At 75.7% G+C, this 12,903-nt stretch carries 12 protein-coding genes; 11 read left to right on the top strand and 1 reads right to left on the bottom strand.

Annotated features, from left to right (window positions below; all coding sequences use genetic code 11):
* Positions 1-6 precede the first annotated feature (6 nt).
* From ACI8AB_RS05855 to pafA, 4 genes are all read left to right on the top strand, one after another.
* The gene (locus tag ACI8AB_RS05855; RefSeq protein ID WP_456949318.1) at positions 7-639 is read left to right on the top strand and encodes an endonuclease domain-containing protein; all 633 of its coding nucleotides are present in this window, start codon (positions 7-9) and stop codon (positions 637-639) included.
* 157 nt (positions 640-796) lie between these two features.
* Positions 797-1,639, top strand: a complete 843-nt coding sequence (gene prcB, locus ACI8AB_RS05850) for a proteasome subunit beta (RefSeq protein WP_387989681.1) — start codon at positions 797-799, stop codon at positions 1,637-1,639.
* A 5-nt stretch (positions 1,640-1,644) separates the two neighbouring features.
* Complete coding sequence (gene prcA, locus ACI8AB_RS05845; protein WP_456949317.1) at positions 1,645-2,547, top strand: proteasome subunit alpha; 903 nt, start codon at positions 1,645-1,647, stop codon at positions 2,545-2,547.
* A 64-nt stretch (positions 2,548-2,611) separates the two neighbouring features.
* Positions 2,612-3,970, top strand: a complete 1,359-nt coding sequence (gene pafA / locus ACI8AB_RS05840; protein ID WP_387989687.1) for a Pup--protein ligase — start codon at positions 2,612-2,614, stop codon at positions 3,968-3,970.
* 48 nt (positions 3,971-4,018) lie between these two features.
* On the opposite strand, the gene ACI8AB_RS05835 is transcribed toward pafA, so the two are convergent.
* Positions 4,019-5,077 carry a DUF3866 family protein gene (locus tag ACI8AB_RS05835; RefSeq protein ID WP_456949316.1) on the bottom strand — a complete coding sequence of 353 codons (1,059 nt, stop codon included), beginning with the start codon at positions 5,075-5,077 and terminating at the stop codon, positions 4,019-4,021.
* A 161-nt stretch (positions 5,078-5,238) separates the two neighbouring features.
* Between ACI8AB_RS05835 and ACI8AB_RS05830 the strand changes: the two genes are divergently transcribed.
* The 7 genes from ACI8AB_RS05830 (at position 5,239) to ACI8AB_RS05800 (ending at position 12,789) form a co-directional block, all read left to right on the top strand.
* Complete coding sequence (locus ACI8AB_RS05830; protein ID WP_456949315.1) at positions 5,239-6,216, top strand: helix-turn-helix transcriptional regulator; 978 nt, start codon at positions 5,239-5,241, stop codon at positions 6,214-6,216.
* Complete coding sequence (locus ACI8AB_RS05825; protein WP_456903010.1) at positions 6,213-7,178, top strand: helix-turn-helix transcriptional regulator; 966 nt, start codon at positions 6,213-6,215, stop codon at positions 7,176-7,178. Before ACI8AB_RS05830 ends, ACI8AB_RS05825 begins: the two co-directional genes overlap by 4 nt.
* Positions 7,179-7,201: 23 nt before the next feature.
* The gene (locus tag ACI8AB_RS05820) at positions 7,202-7,414 is read left to right on the top strand and encodes a hypothetical protein (RefSeq protein ID WP_387989699.1); all 213 of its coding nucleotides are present in this window, start codon (positions 7,202-7,204) and stop codon (positions 7,412-7,414) included.
* Positions 7,415-7,499: 85 nt separating this feature from the next.
* Positions 7,500-7,805 (top strand): Sec-independent protein translocase subunit TatA, encoded by a 306-nt coding sequence (gene tatA, locus ACI8AB_RS05815; protein ID WP_456949314.1) that lies wholly within the window; start codon positions 7,500-7,502, stop codon positions 7,803-7,805.
* Between the two features lie 20 nt (positions 7,806-7,825).
* Positions 7,826-8,761: a twin-arginine translocase subunit TatC gene (gene tatC / locus ACI8AB_RS05810; protein WP_456949313.1), complete on the top strand. Its 936-nt coding sequence runs from the start codon at positions 7,826-7,828 to the stop codon at positions 8,759-8,761.
* Positions 8,762-8,903: 142 nt separating this feature from the next.
* Entirely contained in the window at positions 8,904-9,791 is an 888-nt protein-coding gene (locus tag ACI8AB_RS05805) for a diacylglycerol/lipid kinase family protein (protein WP_456949312.1), read from the top strand.
* Positions 9,792-9,942: 151 nt separating this feature from the next.
* Entirely contained in the window at positions 9,943-12,789 is a 2,847-nt protein-coding gene (locus tag ACI8AB_RS05800; protein ID WP_456949311.1) for a DEAD/DEAH box helicase, read from the top strand.
* Positions 12,790-12,903 lie beyond the last annotated feature (114 nt).

Raw genomic sequence — 12,903 nt, 5'->3', positions numbered from 1 at the left:
CCCGGGGTGAAGACCTGTCCCGAGTGCGGCGCGACGAAGGCGGACGAGGAGTTCGGCCGGAACCGGACGCAGCCGGACGGGCTCTCCTTTTACTGCCTGAGCTGCAACCGCGCGCGGAGCAGGGAGTGGTACCGGAACGCCCGTCGTTGCGAGGGTCGCGAGGTCCGGGACCACTCATGGGTGCCCGACGGCTTCCGGTGGTGTCCGTCCTGCCGGAAGGCGGTCGCACACGAGGACTACGTGCGGAGTGCGACGACAGCGTCGGGGTTCGGCAGCAGGTGCAAGCCCTGCAAACGCGAGGCGGACATGAACCGCTACTACGCCCAGCGCTACGGCCTGGACCGAGCGGGGATCGACGACCTGCGTGCCAAGCAGTCCGACAGGTGCGCCCTCTGTGGTGATCCCCGGCCCGGCCACATCGACCACGACCACGCGACGAACCTGACGCGGGCGTTGTTGTGCGAGCGGTGCAACCTCGCACTGGGCCTCTTCCGGGACGACCCCTCCTTGATGAGAGCCGCTGCCGACTACGTCGAGCTGCACCGGGTCCGGGCACGGAAGGCGACCGGCTCCCACGAGGAGGCCGGTCGGATGCTGCGCCGGCTCCTGGGCGGTGGGAGCCCGGCCGGCGGCGCCTGACGGACGTTCTACCGGCGGGGTCGCCGCCCCGGAGCCGTGCTGACGCGCGCCCCGGGTGGCCTGCCAGCCGCGCCGGTAGGGTCGGCGACGAGCCGCCGCGGCACGTCCGCGGCACGTCGAGGAGCACCCCGCGAGGGGCGCGGAGAGGGTGGACGGGTTGACCCAGTCGCACACCGGCCGGAGCGGCTTCCCGCCCGCCTACCTGGACCGGGTGGGCTCCTCGTTCACCGACTTCCTCGCCCAGGCGGCCCCCGACCTGCTGCCCGGGCGGCGCCCGCTGCCGTCGGTGCACGCCGGCGACCTCACCCCGCACGGCACCACGATCGTCTCCGTCACCTACGACGGCGGCGTCCTCATGGGCGGCGACCGCCGGGCCACCATGGGCAACCTGATCTCCAGCCGCGACATCGAGAAGGTGTACCCGGCCGACACCTGGTCGGTGATCGGCATCGCCGGCGCCGCGGGCATCGCGATCGAGATGGTCCGGCTCTACCAGGTCGAGCTCGAGCACTACGAGAAGATCGAGGGGCTGACCCTCAGCCTCGACGGCAAGGCCAACCGGCTGGCCCAGATGATCCGCGGCAACCTCGGCGCCGCGCTGCAGGGCCTGGCCGTGGTCCCGCTGTTCGCCGGCTTCGACCTCGACGCCGCTCCCGGCGCCAGCCCGGGCCGGATCTTCAGCTACGACGTCACCGGCGGGAACTACGAGGAGCGCGGCTACGCCGCCGTCGGCTCCGGCTCGCTGTTCGCCCGGAACTCGCTGAAGAAGACCTGGCGGCCGGGGCTGAGCGGCGAGGACGCCACCCGCAGCCTGGTCGAGGCCCTCTACGACGCCGCCGACGACGACTCGGCCACCGGCGGCCCCGACCCGGTGCGCCGGCTGTACCCGATCGTCTACCGCGTCGACGCCGAGGGCGCCGTCCGCCTGACCGACGACGAGGTCGCCGCCGTCGCGAAGACCATCGTCGACGAGCGGGCCGCCGCCGAGGGGCAGGGCTGAGCGCCATGACCATGCCGTACTACGCCTCGCCCGAGCAGCTCATGCGCGACCGCTCGGAGTACGCCCGCAAGGGCATCTCCCGCGGCCGCAGCGTCGCCGTCCTCACCTACGCCGACGGCGTGCTGTTCATCGCCGAGAACCCCAGCTCCACGCTGCACAAGGTCGGCGAGATCTACGACCGGATCGGCTTCGCCGCGGTCGGCCGGTACAGCGAGTTCGAGAGCCTGCGGGTGGCCGGCGTGCGCCTGGCCGACGTCCGCGGCTACTCCTACAACCGCCGCGACGTCACCGGCCGGGTCATCGCCAACGCCTACGCGCAGACCCTCGGGGCGATCTTCACCGAGCAGATGAAGCCCTACGAGGTGGAGCTCTGCGTCGCCGAGGTCGGCGAGACCGCCGAGCAGGACCAGCTGTACCGGCTGACCTTCGACGGGTCGGTCGTCGACGAGCCGGACTTCGTGGTCATGGGCGGGCAGGCCGAGGCCGTCACCGGCCGCCTGCGGGAGGACTTCCGCTCCGGCATGGCGCTGCGCGACGCGCTGATGACCGGCGTCCGCGCGCTGTCGGCGTCCAGCCCCGCGATGTCGGGCAACGGCGACGGCGGCCTGCTGCCGGCCGGCCAGCTCGAGGTCGCCGTCCTGGACCGCCGCCGGCCCAAGCGGGCCTTCCGCCGGGTCGTCGGCGCGGCGCTGGGCACCCTGCTCGGCGACCGCAGCGCCGGCGAGGCCGCCCCCGAGGGCACCACCCACGCGCACGTCCCCAGCGCGCCGCAGCCGGGCACCCCGGCCGGTCTCGGCGACCCCGCCGCGCCGGACACCGCCGGCGGCACCGGCGGGTCGGGTGAGGGCAGCGGCCCCCAGCCGGGCCCGGCCGACGGCGTCGGCGGCGGCACCGACGGGAGCAGCTGACCGGCGCCGTCGAAGGGACGCCCGGGAACCGGCCGGAGTCGCATCCGGCGCCTAGGCTCGGTCCGTGGACCGACGGATCTTCGGGATCGAGACCGAGTACGGCGTCACGTGCACCTTCCGCGGGCAGCGGCGGCTGTCCCCGGACGAGGTGGCCCGCTACCTGTTCCGGCGGGTCGTGTCGTGGGGGCGCAGCTCCAACGTGTTCCTGCGCAACGGCTCGCGGCTGTACCTCGACGTCGGCAGCCACCCCGAGTACGCCACCGCCGAGTGCGACGACCTCACCGAGCTCGTCGTCCACGACAAGGCCGGTGAGCGGATCCTCGAGGGCCTGCTGGTCGACGCCGAGCAGCGGCTGGCCGAGGAGGGCGTCACCGGCGACATCTACCTGTTCAAGAACAACACCGACTCGGCGGGCAACAGCTACGGCTGCCACGAGAACTACTGCGTCGGCCGGCACGGGGAGTTCTCCCGGCTGGCCGACGTGCTCATCCCGTTCCTGGTCAGCCGGCAGCTGATCGTCGGCGCGGGCAAGGTGCTGCAGACCCCGCGCGGGGCGATCTACTGCGTCAGCCAGCGCGCCGAGCACATCTGGGAGGGCGTGTCCTCGGCGACCACCCGCTCGCGGCCGATCATCAACACCCGCGACGAGCCGCACGCCGACGCCGAGCGGTACCGGCGGCTGCACGTGATCGTCGGTGACTCGAACATGAACGAGACGACGACGCTGCTCAAGGTCACCATCACCGACCTGGTGCTGCGGATGATCGAGGCCGGCGTGCCGATCCGGGACATGGCGCTGGAGAACCCGATCCGCGCCATCCGGGAGATCAGCCACGACGTCACCGGCCGCCGGAAGGTGCGCCTGGCCAACGGCCGGGAGATGAGCGCGCTGGAGATCCAGGGGGAGTACCACTCGCGCGCCGCGGAGTTCGTCGACCGGGAGGGCTTCGGCCCGGTGCACCGGCAGATGCTGGAGCTGTGGGGGCGGGTGCTCAAGGCCGTCGACACCGAGGACCTCTCCCTCATCGACCGGGAGATCGACTGGGCCACCAAGCTGTCGCTGATCGAGCGGTACCGGGGCAAGCGGGGCCTGTCGCTGTCCTCGCCGCGGGTGGCCCAGATGGACCTGGCCTACCACGACATCTCCCGCCGGCGCGGGCTGTACTACCTGCTCGAGCGCAACGGCCAGGTGGAGCGGGTGGCGCACGAGCCGCGGGTGTTCGAGGCCAAGAACGTGCCGCCGCAGACCACCCGGGCCAAGCTGCGCGGGGAGTTCATCCGCAAGGCCCAGGAGAAGCGGCGCGACTTCACCGTCGACTGGGTGCACCTCAAGCTCAACGACCAGGCCCAGCGCACCGTGCTGTGCAAGGACCCGTTCAAGAGCGTCGACGAGCGCGTGGAGAAGCTCATCGCGTCGATGTGACCGGACACGTCCGCGGACCCGCCCGGGCGGGTCCGCGGACCTGCCCGGTCAGGCCTCGTCGGGCAGGGGCACCCGGACGGCGGCGTAGCGGCCGGCGGCCGCGGCGGCGAGGAAGTAGGCGCGCTCCTCGGGCCAGCCGCGGCCCATCGTCGACAGCGTCACCGGCGACAGCTGCAGCGCCTCGTCCAGCCCCTCGACGTCGACCCACACCACCCGGTTGCGCTCGGGCTGGCCGGCCAGGTCCTCCTCGACCTGCCGGCCGAGCTCCGAGCCCAGCCCGCGCGGGGCCACCAGCGTCACCCCGGCCAGGGCCACCCGGCCGAACGCGGTCAGCGAGTGGTGGGAGACGCCGCGGTGGCGGGGGCGCGGGTCGGCGTCGGAGATCCGCAGGGCGCCGATCGGCTCCCCGCCGAGCACGCTGACGGCGTTGCACGCCTCCCCGGCCGCGACCCCGGAGAAGCCCCAGGGAGTGCCGGTGCCCAGGTTGCCCGGCCCCTGGGTGACCACGGCGACGTCCGCGCCGAGCACGTGCCTCGCGGCGAGCAGGCCGGTGTGCAGGGTGACCGCCTCCAGGTCGCCGCCGAAGGCCTGCCCCACGGTGACCACCCCGGCCAGCGACGGCGCCAGCGTGTGCAGCGTCCGGGAGAACCCGGCCACCAGGGCGCCGCCGTCGGTCATGACGTAGGCGACCCGGAGGTCGGGGTCGGTGGCGAACAGGCCGATGAGCACGGCCGGCAGCGCCGAGTGCAGGTCCGCGACGACGACCGGCATCCCGCCCAGGTCCTCGGCCGCGGCGATGGTGTCGTGGTGCTCGGTGCCCTGCTCGTCCACGCCCTGCACGCTGACCTGCAGCGGGGTGTACCGGGCCTTGACCAGGTGGCCGGGGCCGGTGGGGTCCGGCGGCAGCCGGTCGGGGACGGCGACGACGAGCGCGTACCCGCCGGTGCCCAGCCGCTGCGCCCACGCGGTGGTGTTGAGCAGCACCTCGTCGCCGACCTCGGGCACCCCCACCAGCGACGGGTGCGCCAGCGAGCGCACCGCGCCGTCGCCGGGCACCTCGACGGTGAGCTCCAGCGCGTCGCGCCAGCTCCTCCCGGTCGCGGTCACCGTGCCGCGTCGCCAGCGGATCCGTTGCGCAGTCGTCCGTTCCCCCACGGGGCGAGCGTAAGGACCCCGGTGCCCCCCGCGCCCCCGTGGCTCCCCGCAGGGGCCCGCTGCGCGCGTGCGAGCAGCGGGGGCCAGGCGGTCCTGTGTCTAGGCTGGGGCGCGTGTCGGCGAAGCGGGCGGAGCGGCTGGTCAACCTGGTCATCGCGCTGCTGGGCACCCGCCAGTACGTGACGGCGGCGCGGATCCGGGCGACCGTCCCCGGTTACGAGCCCGACGACGGCACCGCCCGCGCCGACGAGGCGTTCAAGCGGATGTTCGAGCGGGACAAGGCCGACCTGCGCGAGATGGGCATCCCGCTGGAGACCGGCCGCACCAGCGTCTTCGACACCGAGGACGGCTACCGCATCGCCCGCGCCGACTACGAGCTGCCCGAGATCACCCTCACCGGCGAGGAGGCCGCCGCCGTCGGCCTGGCGCTGCGGCTGTGGGAGTCCGCGCAGCTGGCCGGGGCCGCGCACAGCGCGCTGGTGAAGCTGCGCGCCGCCGGCGTCGACGTCGACCCGACCCGGCTGCCGATCCAGCCGCGGCTGGACTCCGACGAGCCGGCGTTCGAGCCCTGCTACGCCGCCGCCCGCGACCGCCGGGTGCTGCAGTTCGACTACCGCCGTCCCGACGAGGACGCCCCGGCCCGCCGGCACGTGCAGCCCTGGGGCGTCGTCGCCTGGCACGGCCGCTGGTACCTGGTGGGGCTGGACCTGGACCGGCAGGCCCCGCGGGTGTTCCGGCTGTCCCGGGTGGTCGGCACGCCGCGGGCGACCGGGCCGGAGAACGCCTTCGAGCCGCCGCCGGACCTCGACCTCGCCGGGATCGTCGCCGGCCAGTTCGGCGGCCGGGGCGAGGAGCAGCTGGTGGTCGTGCGCGCCCGCCCGGGCACCGCCGTCGGGCTGCGCCGCTGGGCGACCCCGCTGGGCGCCGGCCCGGACGGGGAGGACCGGCTGCAGCTGCGCACCACGGAGCCGTGGCGGCTGGCCGACCAGCTGACCGCCTACGGCCCCGACGTGGTCGTCGAGTCCCCGGCGGCGGTCCGCGACGCGGTCGTCGAGCGGCTGACCCGCCTGGCCGCCATGGGGGAGCGATGACCAGCCCGGCCACCAACGAGCGGATGACCCGGCTGCTCTCGCTCGTCCCGTACCTCACCGCCCGGCCCGAGGGCGTGCCGCTGGCCGAGGTGGCCCGCGACTTCGGCGTGCCCGAGCGGCAGCTGCGCCGCGACCTCGAGCTGCTGTGGATGTGCGGCCTGCCCGGCTACGGCCCCGGCGACCTCATCGACCTGTCCTTCGAGGGCGACCGGGTGCGGGTCACCTTCACCGCCGGGATGGTCCGCCCGCTGCGGCTGACCACCGACGAGGCGGTCGCGCTGGTGGTGGCGCTGCGCACGCTGCTGGACCTGCCCGGGCTGGCCGAGCAGGAGGCGGTGAGCCGGGCGCTGGCCAAGGTGTCGGCCGCCGCCGGGCACGCCGCCGAGCGGGTCACCCCGGTGGCGCTCAGCGTCGACGCCCGCGAGCAGGCGCTCGCCGTCGTCCGGCAGGGGCTCGAGCGGGGCCGGGCGCTGCACCTGCACTACTACGTGCCCACCCGCGACGAGCGCACCGAGCGGACCGTCGACCCGATGCGGCTGCTGCTGGTCGACGGCCGCTGGTACCTGGAGGCGTGGTCGCGGGAGGTGGCCGGCGTCCGGCTGTTCCGGCTGGACCGCATCGACGACGTCGAGGTGCTCGACGAGCCGGCCGCCCCGCCGCCGCAGGCCGCGCCGCGGGACGTGGAGTCCGGCCTGTACCAGCCCGCGCCCGGCGCGCCGGTGGTGCGGCTGCGGCTGGCCCGCACCGCCCGCTGGGTGGCCGAGTACTACCCGGTGGAGGACGTCCGCGAGGTGGAGGACCCGCCGGGTGGGCTGGCGGTCGCGCTGCGCACCCACGACCTGGCCTGGGCGCGCCGGCTGGTCGCGTCCCTGGGCGGCGCGGCGACCGTCGACGAGCCGGCGGAGCTCGCCGCGGCGGTCGCCGCCGACGCGCGCGCGGCCCTCGCCCGGTACGGCGCCTGAGCCCCGGCGCCTAGGCTCGCGCCGTGCTGCTGCTCGTCGTGTGGATCGCCGCCGTCGTCGTGTCGCTGGTCGTCCTCGGCTCGATCGGGTACGGCCTGGTCGGGGCGTTCCGGCGGCTGGGCCGGGAGCTGCAGGCCGCCGAGCGGGAGGTGCGGCCGGTGCTCGAGCAGGCCGCGGCCACCGCCGCCCGCGCCGCCGCGCTGCAGGCCGGTGAACGGCCCGCGGACGCGCGCTGAACCGACGGCGGCCGTCCGCCGGGCGCCCCGGGGACGCACCCCTCCCGGCGTAGCATCAGGCACGCCTGCTGAACCTGGAGGACACATGTCTCTCGGTGCGCCCGAGATCATCCTGATCATCCTCGCGATCCTGCTGCTGTTCGGGTACAAGAAGCTGCCCGACGCCTCGCGCTCGCTGGGCCGCTCGCTGCGCATCTTCAAGGGCGAGATGAAGGGCATGAAGGACGACGACCGCACCGCGGGCCCGTCCGCGGCGCTGCCGCCGGCCGCGCTCGACGCCGCCGACCGGGACCGGCGCGCCCAGCTCGAGGCCGAGGCGGCCGCCGCCGAGGCCCGCGCCGCCGAGCTGCGGGCGCGCGCCGCGCAGCCCGGCGCCGCCGACGCCCGCTGACCGCCTCCCGGGGCAGCGACGTGAGCGGTCCCTCCCTGCGCCGCCGCCGGCGGCGGGCGCCGCGGGACCCCGAGGCGACGATGACCCTCGTCGCGCACCTCACCGAGCTGCGCAACCGCGTCGCCAAGGCCCTGCTGGCGCTCGCGCTGGGCACCGTCGTCGGCTTCCTCTGGTACGACCACGGGCTGCTGACCTTCCTCAGCGAGCCCTACTGCTCGCTGCCCGCCGACCTGCGCTTCCAGGGCGACGAGAGCTGCTCGCTGGTGGTCCTCGACGTCTTCGGCGGGGTGCTGCTGCGGCTGAAGATCGGCCTGATCGCCGGGGCGGTGCTGTCCAGCCCGTTCTGGCTGTGGCAGCTGTGGGCGTTCATCACCCCGGGGCTCAAGCGCAACGAGAAGCGCTACGCGATCACCTTCGTCGCCGTCTCCACGACGCTGTTCGCCCTCGGCGCGGTGCTGGCCTACGTCACCCTCTACAAGGGCCTGGAGCTGCTGCTGGAGCTCGCCGGTGACGAGGTGGCCTTCCAGCTGACCGCGCCGGACTACCTCGGCTTCGTGATCAGCCTGCTGGTCGCCTTCGGGCTGAGCTTCGAGCTGCCGCTGATCGCGGTGGCGCTGAACCTGGTCGGCGTCCTCTCGCACGCCGCGCTGGCGCGCAGCCGGCGGTGGATCTTCTTCCTGACCATCGTCTTCGCCGCGTTCGTCACCCCCACCCAGGACCCGTTCACCATGCTCGCCATGGCGCTGCCGATGGTGGTGCTGTTCGAGCTGGCCATCCAGGTCGCCCGGTTCGTGGACCGGCGCCGGGCCCGCCGGGAGGCGGTGCAGCACTTCCACGACGTGCCCGACGACGACGCCTCCCCGCTGGACGCGCGGCCCTCCGACCTCGACGCCGCCCCGACCCGCCGCGAGGACCTGCTGCCCGGCGCCGCCCCGGCGGACACCTCCCGCCGCTGAGCCGCGCCGGGGCCCCGCGGCCCCGGGCGGCTCGACCGGCCTCCGACCGGCGCGGTCTTCGCCGCGGGGAGGGTGCGGCGGCCCCGGGGGCGGGCCGTAGCCTGGGCCGCCGCCCGCCGGAGGCGCAGGGGAGGAGACCCGGGTGGACGTCGCCGTCCTCGTCAGCGCCGCCGCCGGCCGGGGCCGCGCCCGCACCGTGTCCGCGGCCGTCCTCGACGCGCTGCGCCGGGGCGGGCTCACCCCCACGGTGCTCGCGGCCGGCACCCGCGCCGAGGCCGAGCGGGCCGCGGCCGGCGCGGTGGCGGCCGGCACCGGCGCCGTCGTCGCGATCGGCGGGGACGGCGCCGTGCACGCCGCGCTGCAGGCGGTCGCCGGCACCGGCACGCCGCTGGCCGTCGTCCCGGCCGGCACCGGCAACGACCTGGCGCTCGCCCTCGGCGTGCCGCCCGAGCCGGTCACCGCCGCCACCGCGGCCGCCGCGGACCTGCGGGAGGGCGTGGTGCGGGCCCTCGACGCCGGCCGCACCGCCGGGCGCTGGTGGGCCACCGTGCTGTGCTGCGGCTTCGACTCGGCGGTCACCGACCGGGCCAACCGGCTGCGCTGGCCGCGCGGGCCGCGCCGCTACGACGTCGCGATCCTCGCCGAGCTGGCCCGGCTGCGGCCCCGCGAGGTCACCCTGACCCTGGACGGGGAGGCGCGGACGCTGCCGGTCACGCTGGTCGCCGTCGGCAACACCGCCTGGTACGGCGGGGGCATGCGGGTGTGCCCGGCCGCCGACCCCGCCGACGGCCGGCTCGACGTCACCGTGGTGGGGCCGGTGTCGCGCCGGGAGCTGGTGCGCACCCGGCCGCGGCTGACGGAGGGCACGCACGTCGGGCACCCCGCCGTCACGGTGCACCGCGCCGCGCGGGTGGAGCTCGCCGGCGTGGGGCTGACCACCTGCGCCGACGGGGAGCCGGTGGCCGCGCTGCCGGTGCGCGCCGAGGCGGTGCCCGGCGCGCTGCGGATCGTGGGCTCCGGGCGTCCCTGACGGCCCCGGGGAGCGCACCGCCGGCGGGTCGACCGTTATCCCCAACTGAGCCCCCGACCGGCCGGTGGCGCGTCCCGCGGGGGGAGGGGCGACGACGTGGGGAGGTCCGGTCCGGGCTGAGCGCCGTCCGGGGAGCGCCTAACGTGGGGGCATGTCCAGCCCCGCCGAGCGGTACGCGGCTGCCCGGCGGCGCAGCGCGCACCCCACCCTCGCCGACTTCACCGCCGAGCTCGGCTTCTCCCTCGACCCGTTCCAGGTGGAGGCCTGCGAGGCGCTCGACGAGGGCGCCGGGGTGCTGGTGTGCGCGCCCACCGGGGCCGGCAAGACCGTCGTCGGCGAGTTCGCGGTGCACAAGGCGCTGGCCGAGGGGCGCAAGGCCTTCTACACGACGCCGATCAAGGCGCTGTCCAACCAGAAGTACAACGACCTGGTCGACCGCTACGGCGAGGCGAAGGTCGGGCTGCTCACCGGGGACAACGCGATCAACGGCGACGCGCCCGTGGTGGTGATGACCACCGAGGTGCTGCGCAACATGCTGTACGCCGAGTCCCCGGCGATCGCCGGCCTGGGCTACGTGGTGATGGACGAGGTGCACTACCTCGCCGACCGGTTCCGCGGCGCGGTGTGGGAGGAGGTGATCATCCACCTGCCGGCGTCGGTCACCCTGGTGTCGCTGTCGGCGACGGTGAGCAACGCCGAGGAGTTCGCCGACTGGCTGGTCACCGTCCGCGGGCACACCCGGGTCGTCGTCAGCGAGGTCCGGCCGATCCCGCTGTGGCAGCACATGCTCGTCGGCAACCGGGTGTTCGACCTGTTCAGCCTGCGGCCGGCCGCGCACGCCGCCGAGCAGGGGGACGACCCGCGCGGGCAGTCCACGCGCGACCGCGGCGCCAGCGTCGTCGACCCCGAGCTGGTCCGGTACGTGCGGGAGCACGAGCGGCGGCTGGACACCTGGGGCGGCGGCAACGGCGGGAACCGGCGCGACCGCGACTGGCACAAGCCGCGCTACCGCCCGCCGGCCCGCCCGGAGGTCGTCGAGCGGCTGGACCGCGCCGGGCTGCTGCCCGCGATCACCTTCGTGTTCAGCCGCAACGGCTGCGACCAGGCCGTCCACCAGTGCCTCGCGGCCGGGCTGCGGCTCACCGACGAGGCCGAGCGCGCCGCGATCGCCCGGATCGTCGACGAGCGCACCGGCAGCCTGCCCGACGAGGACCTGCACGTCCTCGGCTTCTGGGAGTGGCGCGAGGGGCTGCTCGCCGGGCTCGCCGCCCACCACGCGGGCCTGGTGCCGGCGTTCAAGGAGACCGTCGAGGAGTGCTTCGTGCGCGGCCTGGTCAAGGCCGTGTTCGCCACCGAGACGCTGGCGCTGGGCATCAACATGCCCGCCCGCACCGTCGTGCTCGAGCGGCTGGTCAAGTGGAACGGCGAGGCGCACGTCGACGTCACACCGGGGGAGTACACCCAGCTCACCGGGCGGGCCGGGCGGCGCGGCATCGACGTCGAGGGGCACGCCGTCGTCGTCTGGGCGCCGGGCATGGACCCCTCCGTCGTCGCCGGGCTGGCCAGCACCCGCACCTATCCGCTGCGGTCGTCGTTCCGGCCCAGCTATAACATGGCGGTCAACCTGGTCGGTTCCTACGGCCGGGCCCGGGCCCGCGAGCTGCTGGCCTCCTCCTTCGCCCAGTTCCAGGCCGACCGCTCGGTCGTGGGCCTGGCCCGGCAGGCCGCCCGCTCCGAGCGGGACGCGGAGAGGTTCGCCGCGGAGATGGCCAGCGAGGGCGGCGACGTGCTCGCCTACGCCCGGCTGCGGCGGGAGATCGCCGACCGGGAGAAGGAGCTGTCCCGCGACTCGCAGGCCAAGCGGCGCCTGGAGGCCGCCGACGCGCTGGCCGCGCTGCGCCCGGGCGACGTCATCCGGGTGCCCTCGGGCCGCCGGCAGGGCCTGGCCGTCGTCCTCGACCCCGGCGTCACCGACCTGTCCGATCCCCGCCCGCTGGTGCTCACCGAGGACAAGTGGGCCGGCCGGCTGGCCAGCGTGGACTTCCCGACGCCGGTCACCGCGCTGGCCCGGGTGCGGGTGCCCAGGAACTTCAACCACCGCAGCCCGCACGCCCGCCGCGACCTGGCCTCCACGCTGCGCACCGCGCGGCTGGAGAACGACCTGGGCGCCCGGCGCACCAAGCAGCGCTCGGCCGCCGCCGACGACCCGGTGCTGCACGACCTGCGCCGCGCGGTGCGCAACCACCCGGTGCACGCGCTGCCCGACCGGGAGGAGCGGGTGCGCTTCGCCGAGCGCTACCTGCGCGCGGTCGCCGACGCCGAGGCCACCCACCGGAAGATGGCCGAGCGCACCGGCTCGCTGACCCGGCAGTTCGACCGCACCTGCGACGTCCTCGAGGAGCTGGGCTACCTGGTGCCCGAGGCGGTGCCGCTGGTGCCGGCCGACACCGAGGAGCCCACGCCCGTCGACGACGTCCCGCGGGTCACCGAGGAGGGCCGGCGGCTGGCGCGGATCTGGTCGGAGGCCGACCTGCTGGTCGCCGAGTGCCTGCGCGCCGGCGCGTGGCGCGGGCTCACCCCGGCGGAGCTGGCCGCGGCGGTGTCCACGCTGGTGTTCGAGGCGCGCCGGGAGACGCCCGGGCAGCCGGCGGTGCCCGCGGGCAGGGTCGCCGGGGCGATCGCCGAGATGCGCCGGATCCGCGCGCGGCTGCAGGACGTCGAGCTCGACCGCGGCCTGCCCGCCAGCCGCGACCTGGACCTCGGCTTCGCCTGGGCGGCCTACCGGTGGGCCGACGGGCAGGCGCTGGACCGGGTGCTGGCCGGCGCCGAGCAGGCGGGCACCGAGCTCTCCGGCGGCGACTTCGTCCGCTGGGCGCGGCAGCTGGTGGACCTGCTCGACCAGCTGGCGAAGGTGGCCGACGAGGCCGTGGCCGGCGTCGCGCGGGCCGCGGTGGGGCTGGTGCGGCGCGGGGTGGTCGCGGTCGCCGTCAGCGGCTGAGGCCGCCGCCGCCCGGTCGGGGGGCCGCGCCGCGGAGGAGCTGCCGGAGGCCCCCCGTGGTGCACAATCTCCCCCGCTCCGGTGACGGACGGTCATGGGGGCGCGGGAACACGA

It is taken from the genome of Geodermatophilus sp. SYSU D00698, assembly GCF_054050335.1.
Note: the sequence above shows the minus strand (reverse complement) of the source record. Positions and strands in the feature narration are given on the sequence as shown.